Below are 16,796 nucleotides of genomic sequence, written 5' to 3' on the forward strand. Positions count from 1 at the left end.
CGGCTTGCCGGCCTAACTTCGCCAGGACTCCAATGCCGGCGCGGATCCGCCGGCAGCGGCGGTTTGCGCGGCGAGCGTGTGCGCGTAGTCGACATACCAGGCCAGCACCTCCGGGTTGGCCATCGCATCGGGATTGGCGATACGCTCCGGCGGCGCGCCCAGCAGCAGCTTCTTGATCGGCACTTCCATTTTCTTGCCCGACAGCGTGCGCGGCACGCCCGGCGCTTGCACGATCACGTTGGGCACATGCCGCGCCGACAGCCCGGCCTTGATACGCGCATTGATCGTGCCACGCAGCGTGTCGTCGAGCACGGCCCCTTCGCGCAGCACGACGAACAGCGGCATGAACGATTCCCGGCCGAGGAATTCCAGGTCGACAACGAGGCTGTCGAGCACTTCCGGCAGGTCTTCCACCACGCGATACAGCTCGGCCGTGCCCATGCGGATGCCGTGGCGGTTGATGGTTGCGTCGGACCGCCCGTAGATGATGGCGCCGCCGCGCGGAGTGATCTTGATCCAGTCGCCGTGGCGCCACTGGCCGGGGTACATGTCGAAGTAGCTGTCGCGGTAGCGGCTGCCGTCGGTGTCGCCCCAGAAGAAGAGCGGCATCGAGGGGATGGGCGCCGTGCAGACGAGTTCGCCCACGGCATCGATGAGCGGGTTGCCCGCTTCATCCAGCGCTTCCACGCGCGACCCGAGGTTGCGGCATTGCATCTCGCCGGCGTAGACGGGCAGGGTGGCCACGCCGCCGACGAAGCAGCCGGCAAAGTCGGTGCCGCCGGAGATCGGATTGAGCCAGACGTCGGCCTTGACGTGGCGGTAGATCCAGTCGTAAGCCTCGGCCGACAGCGGCGAACCGGTCGAGCCGATCGCACGCAGCTTCGACAGGTCGAAGTCGCGACCGGGCTCGATGCCGGCTTTCAGGCAATTGGCGAAGAACGCCGCGCCGGCGCCGAAGAACGTCACGCCTGCGTCCTGTGCGAAGCGCCACAACGTGTTCAGATCGGGCGTGCCGGGGTTGCCGTCGTAGATGGCGAGGGTCACGCCGCCGAGCAGGCCGCTCGCCTGCGAATTCCACATGACCCAGCCGGTGCTGCTGTACCAGTGGTAGACGTCGTCGGGGCCGAGGTCGAGATGCAACGCGCCCATCATCGTCTGCACGAGCAGCAGGCCGCCATGGCCGTGCACGATGGGCTTGGGCATGCCGGTGGTGCCCGACGAGTACAGGATCCACAGCGGGTGATCCGCCGCCACGGGCGTGATGACGAGCGGTACGTCGTCGGCAGTCAGGTCGCGCCAGTCGCGGGCGTGCGGGAACTGCGTGCGGTCGATGTCGCCGTGCAGTTGCGGCACCAGCACGAGATGCTCGACGGTCGGCAGCGCGGCCATCATCTCGGCGACCACGCCGGTGCGGTCGAACGCGCGGCCGCCGTAGTGGTAGCCGTCCACCGCGATCAGCACCTTCGGTTCGATCTGGCGGAAGCGGTCCGTGACGGCCACCTGGCCCATGTCCGGCGCGCAGACTGACCAGATCGCCCCGATGCTGGCCGTGGCGAGGAACGCGACGATGGCGTCCGGCGTGTTCGACAGGTATGCCGCCACGCGGTCGCCCGGCGCCACGCCCATCTCGCGCAGCGCCGCAGCCAGCGAGGCGACGCGGCGGCGCAGTTCGCGCCAGGACAGGTCGGCCAGCGGTTGGGTCTCGCTGGCGTAGCGGATGGCGGTGCGGTCAGGGCTGCCGCCTTCCTCCACATGACGCATGACCTGATCGACGTAGTTCAGCTTGGCGCCGACCAGCCATTGCGCGCCCGGCATGGTGCGGTCGCCCAGCATCTGCGTGAACGGTGTCGAGGCGCGCAGGTCGAGGTAATCCCAGACGGAGGTCCAGAACGCTTCGAGATCCGTGGTGGACCACTCCCAGAGCCTGGCGTAACCTTCCGGCGTCGTGGCCGAGAAGAGCAGGCCGCGTTCGCGCGCAAGCCAGTCGAGGTAATGCGTCAGGCGCGCGTTGGCAATGAAGTCAGCCGAGGGCGTCCACAGCAGGGCGCCTTCCTGAATGGTGCTCATGTGTCTCCTCCGCCAGATGGGAAATCGGCAAGGGAGGCCGCCCCCGCTATCGATGTGCGGCGGGTCGGCCCGGGGGATGCGGCTCAGATGCCACCCATGCACAGGTACTTCAGCTCGAGGTATTCGTCGATACCGTAGACCGAGCCTTCGCGGCCCAGGCCCGATTGCTTGATGCCGCCAAACGGCGCGACCTCGTTCGAGATCAGCCCCGTGTTGATGCCGACCATGCCGTATTCGAGCTGCTCGGCCACGCGCCAGATGCGGCCGATGTCGCGGCTGAAGAAGTACGACGCCAGGCCAAATTCGGTGTCGTTGGCCAGGCGCACGACTTCCGCTTCGTCCTGGAACTTGAAGATGGCGGAGACCGGGCCGAAAGTTTCTTCGCGCGCGATCAGCATGTCGGGTGTGGCGTCGGCCAGCACGGTCGGCTCGACAAAGCGCTGCGAACCGAAGCCCTGCATCAGCTTGCCGCCGGCGGTCAGGCGCGCGCCCTTTTGCGTCGCGTCGCTGATGTGGCGCTGCACTTTCTCCACGGCCTGGTCGTCGATCAGCGGGCCTTGCACCACGCCCGACTCGAAGCCGTTGCCGACCTTGATGCCCTTGACCTTGGCCGAGAGCTTCTCGACAAACGCGTCGTACACCGAGGCATGCACGTAAAAACGGTTCGTACACACGCACGTCTGGCCGGCGTTGCGGTACTTCGACTGCACCGCGCCCTCCACGGCGGCATCGATATCGGCGTCGTCGAACACGATGAACGGCGCATGGCCGCCCAGCTCCAGCGCCACCTTCTTCACTGTCGGCGAGCACTGCTGCATCAGGATGCGGCCGACCGGCGTCGACCCCGTGAACGACAGATGCCGCACGATCGGCGATTCGCACAAGGCCTTGCCGATGGCGATCGAGCGATCCGCGTCACCCGTCACGACGTTGACGACGCCCTTCGGAATGCCAGCGCGGTGCGCCAGTTCGGCCATCGCGAGCGCAGACAGCGGCGTCTGCTCGGCCGGCTTGATGACGATGGTGCAGCCTGCCGCCATGGCCGGTGCAACTTTGCGGGTGATCATCGCCAGCGGAAAGTTCCACGGCGTGATGGAGGCGCACACGCCCACCGGCTGCTTGAGCACCACCATGCGCTTGTCGCGCCAGGTGCTGGCCATGACGTCGCCGGAGACGCGCTTGGCCTCTTCGGCAAACCATTCGATGAAAGACGCGCCGTAGACGATTTCGCCCTTGGCTTCGGCCAGCGGCTTGCCTTGTTCAGCCGTCATCAGCGCGGCGAGGTCGTCGGCGTTGGCGATCAGCAGGTCGAACCAGCGGCGCATCAGGCCGGCGCGCTCCTTGCCGGTCAGCTCGCGCCACGCGGGCCACGCCGCATTGGCCGCGTCGATGGCGCGCAGCGTTTCTGCGTGCCCGAGATTGGCGACATCGGTCAGGTGTGCGTTGGTGGCAGGGTCGTAGACGGGGAAGGTGGCGCCGTCTGCCGCGCCCACCCAGGCCCCGTCGACATAGGACTGCGTTTTGACGAGGGTGCGGTCTGTGATGCGCTCCAGCGCGTTGGCGGCGGTGCGGGATGCGTCGAGTGCTTCGGCCATGGCGTTCTCCATAAGGAAGGCGGGCCCAGTCGACAAAGAGGGCCCGCCTTTTAGATGCAGCAGTCGCTTAACTCGCTAAGAATAACCGAACGATCGTTCGCTCGCAGGCCACGCCGCCAAGCCTTGTGGTTAGTGGAAGAGCGTGTCCCACATGGCGTCGACGCGGGCTTTGACAGCGGTCTCCATGACGATGGGCTGGCCCCATTCGCGCGTGGTTTCGCCGGGCCATTTGTTGGTGGCGTCGATGCCCATCTTCGAGCCCAGGCCTGACACCGGGGACGCGAAATCTAGGTAATCGATCGGCGTGTTCTCGACCATGACCGTGTCGCGCGCCGGATCCACGCGCGTGGTGATTGCCCAGATCACTTCCTTCCAGTCGCGCAGGTTCACGTCGTCGTCCACCACCACGATGAACTTCGTATACATGAACTGCCGCAGGAAGCTCCACACGCCAAACATCACGCGCTTGGCGTGGCCGGCGTATTGCTTCTTCATGCTGACCAGCGCCATGCGATAGCTGCAGCCTTCGGGCGGCAGGTAGAAATCCGCAATCTCCGGAAACTGCTTCTGCAGCAGCGGCACGAACACTTCATTGAGCGCCACGCCCAGCACGGCCGGCTCATCGGGCGGCTTGCCTGTATACGTGGAGTGATAGATCGGGTCGCGGCGCATCGTGATGCGCTCGACCGTGAACACGGGGAACCAGTCCTGCTCGTTGTAATAGCCGGTGTGATCGCCGAAGGGGCCTTCGAGCGCGTGCTGGTAGCCGCTCGGGTGCGTTGGGTCCGGCTGGATGTGGCCTTCGAGGATGATCTCGGCGCCGGCCGGCACCTGCAGTTGTGCCTGCGTCAGCGAAGGCGTCAGACAGGTCGCAAGCTCGGTCCGGCTGCCGCGCAGCAGCCCCGCAAACTGGTACTCAGATAGCGTATCCGGCACCGGCGTCACCGCGCCGAGGATGGTGGCCGGGTCGGCGCCCAGCGCCACCGCAATCGGAAACGGCTGGCCCGGATTCGCGATGGCGTGCTCGCGGAAATCCAGCGCGCCGCCCCGGTGCGCCAGCCAACGCATGATGACCTGGTTGCGACTGATGACCTGCTGCCGGTAGATACCCAGGTTCTGCCGCTTCTTGTGCGGCCCGCGCGTGATGACCAGCCCCCATGTGACGAGCGGCGCCGCATCGCCGGGCCAGCACGTCTGTACGGGAATGCGCGAGAGGTCAACGTCATTCCCTTCCCACACGATCTCCTGGCACGCCGGCGACGACACCTTGCGCGGTGCCATATCCCACACGGCCTTGGCCATCGTCCACAGCTTGCCGGCTTCACGCAGACCGCGCGGCGGTTCGGGCTCTTTCAACGCCGAGAGCAGGCGACCGACGTCCCGCAGTTCATCGAGCGACTCCGCGCCCATGCCCAGCGCCACGCGCCGCGTGGTGCCGAACAGGTTGGCGAGCACGGGCATGTCGTACTTGCGCGCACCGTCCGCCGGCCGTTCGAAGACGACCGCCGGGCCCTCCGCGCGCAGCAGGCGGTCACAGACTTCCGTCATTTCCAGGCGCGGCGACACCGGCTGGCGCACGCGGCGCAACTCGCCGGTGCGTTCCAGTTGGGCGAGAAAGTCACGTAAGTCCCTGTATTGCATGGAAATTTTGTAACCAAAGGTAAGGTGGATCGTCTATCACGCGGAGACCCGGGCCCGCCAAATGGTGGTCGGGCCGCGGTTTTTTTGGTGTAGGCAGGGTGGCCGCGATTGTAAGGCCAAAACCCCATGGCACCCTGATGACAGAACGAACCGCAGGTCGGCGGCGCCGAACAACGCGACCCTTTTCATAACCTTTTGATATGAAAATCGAGTTCTTTATGATTGACTTGGAATAACGCGCTTCCTACAATCCAAATCGATCTGGCAATTGTTGCGTCGCAACATATCTTCGGCTAGTGCCCTCGCCCATTCTCTCGCTCGTATGAGGGGCGATGCCAGAGCACTTCATCATCGCTGCGGGACGTGACCTCCCCAAGGACACGCCCCGCATTTGTCTGGGCACAAGGGGAGTGCCCCCAACAGATGCCGGCTGACTGCAACAGCGCGGCATCCTTACTAAAAACCGTTGCGATTCGAAACGCACGGCGCCATGCAAAAGAAAGGCGCCCACCGGATCTGCGCAGCGGACGGAGGTAAGTATGAACGGTTGGAAAACCCTTCATTCTTCCGGGATCGGTTCGGCGCTGCAACGTCGACTCGTCGCCCCGGTTGGCCGCCGCCTCGCGCGTGCAGGCCAAGTTGCGCTGCCTCGTAAGCTGCGCATGGAGTTGAACGCAGGGGGCGCCGTCGCGTCCCGCAATGAAATGCATCCGGGGGTGCTGCTGGTGTTCCGCAGCGGGCATGTCGTGCTCAACAGCATCGGCGTGCTGGCGGTGGTGGCTGCCGTCGCGCTCTCGCTGAACAGCGAATGGCGTGCCATGGTGGCCCAGCGGGTGCTCAAGTTCGCGCCAGGTGCGAATGCCAGCGCGGCTTCGGCCGCGCCGTCGCGTAGTGCTACGGCCGGCTTGGAGCCGGTTGCATTTGCGCCTGCCGCTCCGGCAGCCGGCGCGGGTTTAGCGCCGCCCGTGGTCGAAGGGGCTGGCTCGCAGGGCGCCGCAGTCGTTGCGGCCGGGTGGGACACGCTCTCGAAGGTGCCGTCCGTCGCCGAACTGGCCGCACAGATCCCGAACACGCAGGTCGTTCGCGAGGCACGTGAGTCGGCAACCGCCGGTACCCCGCGCGAGCAGGCTGCCGTGGCCGAATACATCGCCCGCAAGTACCGCGTGGCGGCGACCGCCACCGGCCAGCTCGTCAAGGCGGCGTACCAGACCGGCAAGGAAGTCGGCCTCGATCCGCTGCTGATCCTGGGCGTGATGGCCATCGAGTCCAGCTTCAACCCGTTCGCCGAGAGCGGCATGGGTGCGCAGGGCCTGATGCAGGTCATGACCAAGGTCCACCAGGACAAGTACGAAGTGATGGGCGGCGTGGGTGCCGCACTGAACCCGTACGCCAACATCAAGGTGGGTGCGCTGGTGCTCAAGGATTGCATCGCCCGTGCCGGTTCGATCGAGGGCGGCCTGAAGCTGTACGTCGGCGCGGTGACGCAGGGTGACGGCGGCTACGGCGGCAAGGTGCTCGCCGAACGTTCGCGCTTGCGCATGGTGGCGACGGGGCGCCGCTCGCCCGTGACGATGGCGGCGGAGCGCGAGCCGGTGAAGGCCGTTGCCGCACCAGTGACGCAGGCCGAAGCCAAGGCGCAGGCCAAGCCGGCCGACAAGCAGCCGCTCAGCGGCCAGCAGGAGGAAGCCCGCCTGGAAGACAAGTCGCAGGGCCAGGCCTGATCGACGATTCTTGCCACGCTATATAAGAAAGGCCGTCTTGAGGGACGGCCTTCTTGTTTGGGCGAACGCACCAGCGATTTCTATTGGCTGAACAGTCGGCCAAGCCTCGAAACGGCTTCTTCCAGATGGTCCATTGCGGTGGCGTATGACAGGCGGATGTAGTGCTGCGCCGTGTGCGGGCCGAAGTCCAGCCCCGGCACGAGCACGACCCCGGCGTCATGCAGCATCGACTGCGTGAGTGCGTCAGCATTGCCGGCGTGCGGGTGGTGCACGCCGCGGCAGTCGGCATACACATAGAATGCACCGTCCGGCTTGACGGGTACCTTGAAGCCCAGCGATTCCAGTGCCGGCACGATGAAATCGCGGCGGCGGCGGAATTCCGCCTTGCGGTCTTCGTAGATGGCCAGCGCCTGCGGCTCAAAGCAAGCCAGCGCCGCATGCTGCGCCACCGCCGAAGCGCAGATGAACAGGTTCTGCGCGACCTTCTCGAATTCGGGCACCAGCTCAGCAGGCGCGACGAGCCAGCCGAGGCGCCAGCCCGTCATGTTGAAGTACTTCGAAAAGCTGTTGATCGTGACGACATCGTCGCCGAAAGAGAGGGCGGAAACTGGCGCCTGGTCGTATGACAGACCCTGATAGATCTCATCGACGATCGTGAATCCGCCGCGCGCGCGCACCGTCTGCACGATGTGCTGCAACTCGTCGGGCAGGATCGACGTGCCGGTCGGGTTGGACGGGGAAGCCAGCAGCACGCCCTGTGTGCGCTCACTCCAGTGGGCGGCGACCTGTCCGGCCGTCAGCTGGAAACGGTCTTCCGGCCCCGACGGCACCAGCTTGGCCACGCCGTCGAAGGCCGCAACGAAATGCCGGTTGCACGGATAGCTCGGATCCGGCATCAGGACTTCGCCGCCGATCTCCACCAGCACCGCGCACGCCAGCAGCAGCGCTGCCGACGCGCCGGCCGTCACGATGATCCGCTCGGGCGCAATGTCGAGGCCGTACGTGGTCTGGTAGTAGCGCGCAATCGCCTCGCGCAGCGGGCGGATGCCGAGCGCCCCAGTGTATTGCGTGACGCCGCGCCGCATGGCATCGACGGCGGCCTGCACGACGGGCTCGGCGGCCGTGAAGTCCGGCTCGCCGATGCCCATGTGGATGATGCTGCGCCCGGCCAATTCCAGCTCGCGGGCCTGCTTGGCCAGCTCCATCACATGGAAGGCGCGGATATTGGCCAGCCGGGCGGCCGTGTGCAGGCGGTGGGCATCCATCTCGGGCGAAGCAGAGGAAGGGGAAACGAACAGCAGAACGCCGGAATTTACCGGCGGGCGGCCACCTCGACCGCACGCACCTGGGCGGCCAGCTTGTCGAGCACGCCGTTGACGTACTTGTAGCCTTCCACGCCGCCAAAGGTCTTGGCCAACTCGACCGCCTCGTTGATCACGACCTTGTACGGGATGTCCAGGCAGTGCACCAGTTCGTATGCGCCGACCAGCAGCGCAGCGCGCTCCACCGGCGAGAGCTCGGCTACCGGGCGGTCGAGGTACGGCGTGAAGGCCTCGGTGAGCGTCGTTTCTTCGCGGATGGCGCCGTGCAGCAGGGCATCAAAGTGGGCGCGGTCCGCCTTGTTGAAGCCCTGTGCGTCGTGCAGGTGCGCTTCTACCACGCCCGGATCGTTGCGGTTGAGCAGCCATTGGTACAGCCCCTGCAGCGCCAGTTCGCGTGCACGGCGGCGCGCGCTCTTGGCGGGCGCCTTGGTCTTGGCTGGGGAATTGTCTTGCGTCATGAAAAAAGCCCTTGCGCGGATGCTCGCGCTTATTCGTTCTCGTCGTCCTGGCCGTGGTCCTGCAGGCCATGCAACGCATTGGTCAGATTGGCCATCTCGACAGCGGCACGGGCGCAGTCGCGGCCCTTCTCGCGGGTGCGGGCGTGGGCCTGGGCATCGGTGTCGGTGGTGAGGATGCCGTTGGCGATGGCGATGTTGAAATCCAGGCCGACACGCGTGATGCCCGCGCCGGACTCGTTAGACACCAGCTCGAAGTGGTACGTCTCGCCGCGGATGACGGCGCCGAGCGCGATCAGCGCATCGAACTGGCCCGATTCGGCCATCTTTTGCAGTGCAAGCGGCACTTCCAGCGCGCCGGGCACGGTGACGAGCAGCACGTCTTCGCCGGCCACGCCGAGTTGCTCGAGCTCGTCGACGCATGCTTCGCGCAGTGCCTCGCACACGGGCTCGTTGAAACGCGCCTGGACGATGCCGATGCGCAAGCCTTCGCCGTTGAGATTGGTCGGGTAGAAGCCGTGGTCCATGGTGTATTCCGGTTTGGGTTGCCGCCGGGGCAACGTCACGAGATCAAGAAGCAGAAAACCAGCGCGGCAGCCGAGGCCGCCGCAGAAAATCCTCAATGCGTCGCCGCGTTGGCGGTCTCCGGGGTATCGGCCATCGACTGATACGCGGTGACCTCCAGGTCGTAGCCCGTCATGCTGGGCAGCTTGAGCGGCGAAGCCAGCACGCGCATCTTGCCCACGCCCACATCCTTGAGAATCTGCGCGCCGATGCCGTAGATGCGCGGGTCGGGTTTGGTGCGTGGGCGCTCGTGCGGGGCGTCCAGGGCACTGAACTGCGTAAACAGCCGCTCGGGCGAGTCGCCGCAATTGAGCAGCACGACCACGCCGGTCGGCGCCGCCTGCACGGCACGCAAGGCGGCCGGCACACTCCACGAGTGCGTCGTGCGCTGGCATTCGAGCAGATCGAGCACCGACAGCGGCTCGTGCACGCGCACCAGCGTCTCCGTGCCGGGGCTTGGGGTGCCCTTGACCAGCGCCAGATGGGCGCGGCCGGCGGCACGGTCCCGGAAGGCAACGGCGCGGAAGTTACCGAACTGCGTTTCCATCGTGCGCTCACCCACGCGCTCGACGATGCTCTCGGTGCGGCTGCGGTATTGGATCAGGTCGGCAATCGTGCCGATCTTCAGGCCATGCTCCTTGGCGAACTCCACCAGATCCGGCAGGCGCGCCATGGTGCCGTCGTCCTTCATGATTTCGCAGATGACCGAGGCGGGCGACAGCCCAGCCAGCGCGGCCAGATCGCAACCGGCTTCGGTGTGACCGGCGCGCATCAGCACGCCGCCGGGCTGGGCCATCAGCGGGAAGATGTGGCCGGGCTGCACCAGGTCTTCGGGCTTGGCATCGCGGGCGACGGCGGCCTGCACGGTGCGGGCGCGGTCGGCGGCGGAAATGCCGGTGGTCACGCCCTCGGCAGCTTCGATCGACACGGTGAAGTTGGTGCCATGCGGCGTACCGTTGCGGCTCACCATCAGCGGCAGATCGAGTTGGCGGCAGCGATCAGCGGTGAGCGTCAGGCAGATCAGCCCGCGGCCGAAGCGCGCCATGAAGTTGATGGCCTCGGGCGTGACGTAATCCGCCGCCAGGATCAGGTCGCCTTCGTTCTCGCGATCTTCCTCGTCGACCAGGATGACCATCCGGCCGGCGCGGATTTCGGCAATGATTTCTTCAACTGTGGCGATCGACATGGCGTGGCAGGGCTGCGCGCCGCCGGCCGACCCCCGCGTATTCGTATCGATGGGGCGCCGCGCGACTGCATAAATGGGAAGCCCGCTATTGTACGCCAAGGCGGCCGAGGCAATGCCCCGGCGGCGGGGGCTTAGGCGCTCGCGGCCGGCGCCAGGGTCGTCTGGCTCAGCATGCGCTCGACATAGCGGGCGATCAGGTCGATCTCGAGGTTGACCTGGCTCCCAGCCTTCAGGTGCTTGAGGGTGGTGACGGCGACCGTATGCGGGATCAGGTTGATGGAGAATTCGCAGCCGTCGGCGTCATCGCGCACACTGTTGACGGTCAGGGACACGCCATTCACCACGACAGAGCCCTTGTACGCCAGATACTTGCCGAGTTCCGCAGGCGCGCGCACGCGCAGCTCGTGAGACTCGCCCACCGGCGCGAAATGTGTAACGGTGCCAAGACCGTCGACGTGGCCAGACACCAGATGGCCGCCGATGTGGTCGGCCAGCCGCAGCGCCTTCTCCAGATTGACCTCGCCGGGGCGTTCCAGCCCGACGGTCTTGGAGAGCGATTCACGCGAGACGTCGACGTCGAATCGGGTGTCGGTCTTGGCCACGACCGTCATGCAGGCGCCCTGGATGGCGATCGAATCGCCCAGCGCCACGTCCGCCAGCGGCAGGCCGCCGGCGTCGATGGACAGGCGCACGCCCGCATCAGGGTTGGCACCCAGCGGCGTGACGGTTTCAATACGGCCAACTGCGGCAACGATTCCCGTGAACATGGTGGTCAGTCTGTAGGGTTGCGGCGCGCCAGGATGCGGAGGTCGCCCCCGATGCGCGAGATGTCATGAAAGAAGAACTCGGCCGCGCCTTCCAGTGTCTGCAGCGGCCCCATATTGAACATGCCCTGGCCCGAACCCAGAACCTTGGGCGCCAGGTAGACCAGGATTTCGTCGACCAGCCCCTCGCGCAGCAATGAGCCGTTGAGCTTGAAGCCGGCTTCGACGTGCAGTTCGTTGATCTCGCGGCGGCCGAGCTCGCGCAGCATGGCGGCCAGATCGACCTTGCCGTCGGCGTTGGGCAGGAGGATGACCTCTGCGCCGCGTTCGGCCAGCGCGCGCATGCGGCCGGCTTCCGGGTGGGCGGCAAAGATCAGTGTGGGTTCGTGGTGGCCGTCGGTGGTGAGGATGTGCGCGTCGAGCGGCACGTCCAGCTGGGAATCGATCAGCACGCGGCGTGGCTGGCGCGGGGTGGAAACGGCCCGCACCGTGAGGCGAGGATTGTCTTCGCGCACTGTGCCGATGCCGGTGAGGATGGCGCATGCACGGGCGCGCCAGCGGTGCCCGTCGTTACGCGCTTCGGTTTCGGTGATCCATTGGCTGATGCCGTTGTCCAGCGCCGTGCGGCCATCCAGCGATGCCCCGACCTTCACGCGGACCCACGGCGTGCCGCGCGTCATGCGCGAGACGAAGCCGATGTTCAACTCGCGCGCCTCACGCTCCAGCAGGCCGCAACGCACGTCGATGCCGGCATCCCGCAGCCTTTGCAGGCCGCGCCCGGAGACGGCGGGGTTCGGATCCTCCATGGCGGCCACCACGCGGGCGATACCCGCTTCGACGAGCCGATCCGCGCAGGGCGGGGTGCGGCCGAAATGGCTGCAGGGCTCCAGCGTCACATAGGCGGTGGCACCCCGCACATCTTCGCCGCGCGATTGGGCATCCTTGATGGCCTGGATTTCTGCATGATCCTGGCCGGCGGGCTGCGTATAGCCTTCGCCGATGACGGTGTCGCCGCGCACGATCACGCATCCGACGCGCGGATTGGGCGTGGTGGTAAACAGGCCCTTCTCGGCCAGCGCCAGGGCGCGCTGCATCATGGCGTGGTCGAAATCGGAAAACATGGGCGTGAAGCGGTGGTTGCGGTTAAGGGTCGTCGTCAGCGGTATCCGTGCAACGGCCGCGGCTCGTGGCCGGGTCGCAGATGCGAGGGCGGCCGGCAGCGTTGATGACCACGTTGCGCCGATGTCGCCCACAGGTGAGGGTCAGCGTGGCACCGTTCACGTCGGACATCCGTGAGTATCCCACAGCCTCGTAGGAAAGCGTGCCACGCCCCAGGTTGGTCGTGAGGCTGACGGCGGGCATCGTCGGCAGTGCAACGGCGGTCAGTTTCCTGCCGTTTGACGAGGGCGCCCCGTCCGGTGCCGCCAGTGGCAATTCCGTCAACGCCCATCCGGTAGCCCAGCTGGCGTTTTCCCTCGGGCCGAGCTGCGTCTGGACATGCCGCCGTTGGGCCGTCGCCTGAGCCAGCGAAACGGTGCTCATCAAGCGCTGGGCGAGGAGTTCGACGGTCTCGCGCTGCCATCGGTCGATGATCGACGGCACGGCAAGCGCGGCCAGCACGCCAACAATGGTGAGCACGATTGCCAGTTCCAGGAGCGTCACGCCCGCCTGGCAGTGGCGCTGGCGGTGCGTCACGGCCAGCATGCGGGATCGTCGGGGATGCGCTCGCCGGTGCTGCGCAGGGCGAGAAACGGGCAGTCCGGATCGGGGGTGTGCGGGACGGCCATCACTTGGACGCACTGGGAGATCGGCAGGCTTCCGTTGACGCCCGTGCACACCTGCGGAGGAAAGATGGTGTAGCCGTCCGCCCGCGTCATGGGGCCCGGAGACCGCGAATCATCCGTTGCGTACGTGCCGGTGCGCGCGTGTCGCAGCTCCAGTTGGGACAGCGTAGCGACCAACGCGGCGCCCGCCGCGGCCCGGTGCGTGCGCTTCCAGTAGGCCGGCCACGTTGAAGTCGCCACGAATGCCAGCACGGCCGCAATGACCAGCACGGCCATCACCTCAACCAACGTGAACCCACGCAAGCGATGCATCAGCGCGTCCCTGCTTCGGTGACTTCACGCCAGCTCAATCGCCCAAGCTGGCGCGTATAGCTGCGCGATTCGAGCCGCTGCGCGCGTCCGCCGGTGAGTTGCCACATCGTTGTGTGGACGGCTTGCACTGCGACCCCGCCGGGCACGTGCGCGGGTGGCGCGGCGTGCATGGTGATGAGCGGCGTGCCGGTCAGGACATGACCAGTGCGGCCCTCCTCGTTGGGCGGCAGGCCCGTGCGCGGATCGAGCAGGTAGGCCCGTTCCCGGCCGCTCGCGTCTCGTGTGGTAAGCAACACGCCGTGCGTGCCGGCCACTGTGAGGTCATCGACGGCCTCGCCTTTCGGCAGGTCGATGTGCCAGCCATTGGACGCACCGCCGCCTCCGTCGGCGCGGATGACGACACCATCGGCGTCTTCATTGGCGTTCAGCCTGGAAAGACTGTCGCGCGACAGGTTGCCCGATGTGCCGGTGTCAGCAACGCCATACACGGTGGCGGCGCCGTGGGCGTCGATCGCGGTGAACACCAGCAGCGGGCCGCCTGCCGTTGCGGCCAGCAGGATGGGGCCCAGCACGCGCTGAAGCGAGCCGCCGCGCGAGGTCGCCTTGAAGAACGGCGTACGCCGTTGCGTTTCATTCGTCCCCAGGGCTTGTCGCCAGGTGGGACCGTGGCTCAGGTCGAAACGCCAGATCTGGCCTTGGGTATCAGCCGCATAGGCGAGGGTGGCGGTCCCTTGCGGGCCGAGCGCCACGGCGGGGGCGCCGAGCCCACCCCGGCTTGCGGCTCTGGGCACCGTCATGGCATGGGCCGTGCGACCGGGCTGCCACGGCGAGGTACGCGGCTGGTCCAGCGCGAGCAGCAGCAGGCGGCTGTCTGCATTGGCATCCCCTTCACCGTTGCCGCTGATGGCGAACCACCGGGCCGGACCATTGTCGCTGTCGGCCAGCGGAACAACGGGGATGGGGCCGTCGACGCGGCCCACGGAGACGTCGTCACTGCCGTCATAGGCGAGCATCGGTACGGGCCCGGACCACGTGGGGTCGGTAATGTCCACGAGGAACAGACCAGGGCCCATGGCGCCGTTCGCGCAGGTCAGCACCGAATGCCATTGCGCGCCGGTCCATGCGTCTGCAGCGAACGGGCGGCGGCACACTGGTGCCGGTACCGGTTGCCCCGGTGACGTGTTCCGGGCGGCGGTCGGCAAGACGGCGTCGGACATGACGGCAAAGCGTTCTGCACCGGTCAGCGCATCAAAGCCGTGCAGCATGCCGTCGTTGGCGCCCACATAGACCATCCACGGCCGACGGGCGTGCGCTTGCCGGAACGCCGCATGGCGCGCATCGAGCACGAAGCCCGGTGGCCCGAGCAACTGCACGCGCGCGCCTCGCATGGCGCCGAGCACGGAAGCGCGTGGCCGCAGGCCGCGATCGCCGTATTCGCCGTTGCGCACGCCGCGCAGGTAGTCGATGCGCTGGCGGCCCAGCTTTTCGTCGGCGTCGATGGCGGCCTGCTGAGGGGCCGAGAGGGCCTCCCAACGCAGCGGCACGGGCACGCGGGACGTCGACTCGCCAGCGCGGAAGGTCCAGAGTTGCCGTGCGTCTACCGCAGTGCGATCGAGAAGGCGGCCTGCTTCCCACAGATCCGTCGGGGCGGACGCGTCCGGTGTGCCTAGCGTTGGCAGGAACCGCATGCCCCGCAACTGGCCGCTCCAAGCGTCGCCGCCACGCGCGATGACGACCTGCGTGGGCAACCGGCCTGCGGGATGGTCGAGGCTGGCGGCGGGCGTCGACCCGGCCAGCGCAGTGGCGAGCCACACACCAATGTGTCGCGCGCTCATGGTTCTGCCACCCGGGGCCGGTACACCGTCTGCAGCATCACGTTGACGGGGGTGTCCTCCGCATTGCCATCGGCATCTACGCTGGCGGGGCCAAAGCCGATCGCCGTGATCCGGAACAGCCAGGGCCTGCGCGGGGCACCGGCGTGCATCCACTGGCCAGGCAACGCATCGGGTATGGGTTCGATCACGTAGCGGGCGGCGAGTGTCTTCCGCCCCGTGACGGCATGGCTCGGCGCGAGCGCGATCGCGTGAGCGTCGCTTCGAGCCAGTTGCGCGAGCGCAGCGGCGGACTCACCCTGCAAAGGCCAGCACAGCCCCCGGGCGGCGCCTTCGCCGCATGCGCCTGGAGCAAAGCCGCTCAACGTGACGGGGTTCAGCGCGGCGATGCGCGCAGCGTCTGGCGCGGCACGGCAGTCTTCGCTGCGGTACGGCGTGTCGGTGGCGATGGCGATTTCGCACTCGGCCGCCGTCAACGCCGATTCCGCTTCGCGCAGAGCGACCGCACGGTCTGCGGCCAGGGTCGCGCGGCGCAGGTGGTCCTGGCTCAGATGCAAAGCGGTCAGCATCAACAGCCCGATGATGAGCAGTGGGCCGACCACAGCGATCATCGAGAAGCCATGGGCTTTTGCGGGGCGGCTCAGCATGTGTCTGCCTCGCAGTGCAATGGGTTGCGCACCGAGAACGTGGCGGTGAAGCGGGCACGGTTGCGGCGTAAGTCCGCGGGGCGGAATGCCACGTCCTCCGTCCGGGCGTCCGGTACAGGGCCGAGGTCGGGGAACAGCGTGATGGTGTCTGAGGGGGGCGGCCTGAGCGCGTAGTGGTCGCCGCGCACGACGATTGCCGCATGGACCTGTCTCACGCGGTACCAGTCTTCCGCCTGCATGGCCCGAGCCGGCTTGGTGGCACTGGGCGAGGTGGAGGTGGGCGCCATGGTGTACAGCAGTTGCAGTGTTTCGATGCCGCGCACGATTTCGTGTGTCTGGCCGGCGGCAGGCGCATTGGCGTTGCGGCCCGCGAAGGAGCGGCACATGAGCCGTGGGGCGCGCTCATCGTCATCGCTGACGGAGATGTACAACAGCATGCTGCCCAGGCGCGGGTCTTCGTCTCCGCCGATGCGTTCTCGAATGCCGAAACCGGCGCAGTCGTACGTCGCCGCGTCAGGGCTGCGACCGGCGAAGCGGGTCATCAGCGCGTCGCTGTGCTGCTCGCCTTCCGATTGACAGTTCAGGGCCGGGGTTTTCTGCGGCCGCCCGCAGTCGTCCGAGCCGAAAAGCGATAGCGGTGCGCCGGCACCTGGCCATCGGCGCACGAGCGAGGCGATGGGCGTATCGGTGACCCATCCCGCCTGGCGCACCGCCTGCGCGATCGCCTGCAGGGCGCGCATCGCGCGGTCTTCGATGAGCGCGTCATCGGCTAACCGCTGGTAGCGTGCCCGCGCGACGAGCATCAGCTGGAGCACGATGCCGAGCACCATCAAACCGAGCAGCATGCCGACCAGCAGTTCGACCAGCGACGCACCGCGCGCAGGCCGGGCGAGCGGGTGTGGCATT

General features: G+C 67.0%; 15 protein-coding genes. 1 reads left to right on the forward strand and 14 read right to left on the reverse strand.

The window, feature by feature from the left end; genetic code table 11:
- Window positions 1-12 precede the first annotated feature (12 nt).
- The 3 genes from TK49_RS08205 to ubiD form a co-directional block, all read right to left on the reverse strand.
- Entirely contained in the window at window positions 13-2,067 is a 2,055-nt protein-coding gene (locus tag TK49_RS08205; protein ID WP_045786234.1) for an acetoacetate--CoA ligase, read from the reverse strand.
- 83 nt (window positions 2,068-2,150) lie between these two features.
- Window positions 2,151-3,662, reverse strand: coding sequence for an NAD-dependent succinate-semialdehyde dehydrogenase (locus TK49_RS08210; protein ID WP_045786235.1), 1,512 nt, complete (start codon window positions 3,660-3,662; stop codon window positions 2,151-2,153).
- 129 nt (window positions 3,663-3,791) lie between these two features.
- Complete coding sequence (gene ubiD, locus TK49_RS08215; protein ID WP_045786236.1) at window positions 3,792-5,303, reverse strand: 4-hydroxy-3-polyprenylbenzoate decarboxylase; 1,512 nt, start codon at window positions 5,301-5,303, stop codon at window positions 3,792-3,794.
- Window positions 5,304-5,842: 539 nt separating this feature from the next.
- Between ubiD and TK49_RS08220 the strand changes: the two genes are divergently transcribed.
- Complete coding sequence (locus TK49_RS08220) at window positions 5,843-7,024, forward strand: lytic transglycosylase domain-containing protein (RefSeq protein ID WP_045786237.1); 1,182 nt, start codon at window positions 5,843-5,845, stop codon at window positions 7,022-7,024.
- Between the two features lie 80 nt (window positions 7,025-7,104).
- Here the strand turns inward: TK49_RS08220 and TK49_RS08225 are convergent, their stop codons facing one another.
- The 11 genes from TK49_RS08225 to TK49_RS08275 all read right to left on the reverse strand — a co-directional run bounded on the left by TK49_RS08225 (window position 7,105) and on the right by TK49_RS08275 (window position 16,795).
- Complete coding sequence (locus tag TK49_RS08225) at window positions 7,105-8,289, reverse strand: pyridoxal phosphate-dependent aminotransferase (RefSeq protein ID WP_045786238.1); 1,185 nt, start codon at window positions 8,287-8,289, stop codon at window positions 7,105-7,107.
- 47 nt (window positions 8,290-8,336) lie between these two features.
- Window positions 8,337-8,804, reverse strand: coding sequence for a transcription antitermination factor NusB (nusB, locus tag TK49_RS08230; protein ID WP_045786239.1), 468 nt, complete (start codon window positions 8,802-8,804; stop codon window positions 8,337-8,339).
- Window positions 8,805-8,833: 29 nt separating this feature from the next.
- Window positions 8,834-9,328: a 6,7-dimethyl-8-ribityllumazine synthase gene (gene ribH, locus TK49_RS08235; protein WP_045786240.1), complete on the reverse strand. Its 495-nt coding sequence runs from the start codon at window positions 9,326-9,328 to the stop codon at window positions 8,834-8,836.
- 92 nt (window positions 9,329-9,420) lie between these two features.
- A complete protein-coding gene (gene ribBA / locus TK49_RS08240) occupies window positions 9,421-10,551 on the reverse strand; it encodes a bifunctional 3,4-dihydroxy-2-butanone-4-phosphate synthase/GTP cyclohydrolase II (RefSeq protein ID WP_045786241.1) in 1,131 nt (376 codons plus the stop codon).
- A 131-nt stretch (window positions 10,552-10,682) separates the two neighbouring features.
- Entirely contained in the window at window positions 10,683-11,318 is a 636-nt protein-coding gene (locus TK49_RS08245) for a riboflavin synthase (protein WP_045786242.1), read from the reverse strand.
- A 5-nt stretch (window positions 11,319-11,323) separates the two neighbouring features.
- Window positions 11,324-12,436 carry a bifunctional diaminohydroxyphosphoribosylaminopyrimidine deaminase/5-amino-6-(5-phosphoribosylamino)uracil reductase RibD gene (ribD, locus tag TK49_RS08250; RefSeq protein ID WP_045786243.1) on the reverse strand — a complete coding sequence of 371 codons (1,113 nt, stop codon included), beginning with the start codon at window positions 12,434-12,436 and terminating at the stop codon, window positions 11,324-11,326.
- Window positions 12,437-12,458: 22 nt separating this feature from the next.
- A complete protein-coding gene (locus tag TK49_RS08255) occupies window positions 12,459-13,019 on the reverse strand; it encodes a GspH/FimT family pseudopilin (protein ID WP_045786244.1) in 561 nt (186 codons plus the stop codon).
- Complete coding sequence (locus TK49_RS08260) at window positions 13,007-13,411, reverse strand: type IV pilin protein (RefSeq protein ID WP_045786245.1); 405 nt, start codon at window positions 13,409-13,411, stop codon at window positions 13,007-13,009. The genes TK49_RS08255 and TK49_RS08260 overlap by 13 nt, the downstream gene beginning before the upstream one ends.
- A complete protein-coding gene (locus tag TK49_RS08265) occupies window positions 13,411-15,246 on the reverse strand; it encodes a pilus assembly protein (RefSeq protein ID WP_045786246.1) in 1,836 nt (611 codons plus the stop codon). Before TK49_RS08265 ends, TK49_RS08260 begins: the two co-directional genes overlap by 1 nt.
- Entirely contained in the window at window positions 15,243-15,890 is a 648-nt protein-coding gene (locus TK49_RS08270) for a pilus assembly PilX family protein (RefSeq protein WP_045786247.1), read from the reverse strand. The genes TK49_RS08265 and TK49_RS08270 overlap by 4 nt, the downstream gene beginning before the upstream one ends.
- Window positions 15,884-16,795 carry a PilW family protein gene (locus tag TK49_RS08275; protein WP_045786248.1) on the reverse strand — a complete coding sequence of 304 codons (912 nt, stop codon included), beginning with the start codon at window positions 16,793-16,795 and terminating at the stop codon, window positions 15,884-15,886. Before TK49_RS08275 ends, TK49_RS08270 begins: the two co-directional genes overlap by 7 nt.
- Window position 16,796 lies beyond the last annotated feature (1 nt).

Origin of the sequence: Ralstonia mannitolilytica (assembly GCF_000954135.1) — a bacterium.
Taxonomy (GTDB): Bacteria; Pseudomonadota; Gammaproteobacteria; order Burkholderiales; family Burkholderiaceae; genus Ralstonia; species Ralstonia mannitolilytica.

Coding starts and splice junctions, on each gene's coding strand:
- TK49_RS08275 (WP_045786248.1), bottom strand. CDS start 16,795: ATGCCACACCCGCTCGCCCGGCCTGCGCGCGGTGCGTCGCTGGTCGAA.
- TK49_RS08225 (WP_045786238.1), bottom strand. CDS start 8,289: ATGGATGCCCACCGCCTGCACACGGCCGCCCGGCTGGCCAATATCCGC.
- TK49_RS08260 (WP_045786245.1), bottom strand. CDS start 13,411: ATGCATCGCTTGCGTGGGTTCACGTTGGTTGAGGTGATGGCCGTGCTG.
- TK49_RS08270 (WP_045786247.1), bottom strand. CDS start 15,890: ATGCTGAGCCGCCCCGCAAAAGCCCATGGCTTCTCGATGATCGCTGTG.
- ribH (WP_045786240.1), bottom strand. CDS start 9,328: ATGGACCACGGCTTCTACCCGACCAATCTCAACGGCGAAGGCTTGCGC.
- TK49_RS08245 (WP_045786242.1), bottom strand. CDS start 11,318: ATGTTCACGGGAATCGTTGCCGCAGTTGGCCGTATTGAAACCGTCACG.
- nusB (WP_045786239.1), bottom strand. CDS start 8,804: ATGACGCAAGACAATTCCCCAGCCAAGACCAAGGCGCCCGCCAAGAGC.
- TK49_RS08205 (WP_045786234.1), bottom strand. CDS start 2,067: ATGAGCACCATTCAGGAAGGCGCCCTGCTGTGGACGCCCTCGGCTGAC.
- TK49_RS08220 (WP_045786237.1), top strand. CDS start 5,843: ATGAACGGTTGGAAAACCCTTCATTCTTCCGGGATCGGTTCGGCGCTG.
- ubiD (WP_045786236.1), bottom strand. CDS start 5,303: ATGCAATACAGGGACTTACGTGACTTTCTCGCCCAACTGGAACGCACC.
- ribD (WP_045786243.1), bottom strand. CDS start 12,436: ATGTTTTCCGATTTCGACCACGCCATGATGCAGCGCGCCCTGGCGCTG.
- TK49_RS08210 (WP_045786235.1), bottom strand. CDS start 3,662: ATGGCCGAAGCACTCGACGCATCCCGCACCGCCGCCAACGCGCTGGAG.
- ribBA (WP_045786241.1), bottom strand. CDS start 10,551: ATGTCGATCGCCACAGTTGAAGAAATCATTGCCGAAATCCGCGCCGGC.
- TK49_RS08255 (WP_045786244.1), bottom strand. CDS start 13,019: ATGCTGGCCGTGACGCACCGCCAGCGCCACTGCCAGGCGGGCGTGACG.
- TK49_RS08265 (WP_045786246.1), bottom strand. CDS start 15,246: ATGAGCGCGCGACACATTGGTGTGTGGCTCGCCACTGCGCTGGCCGGG.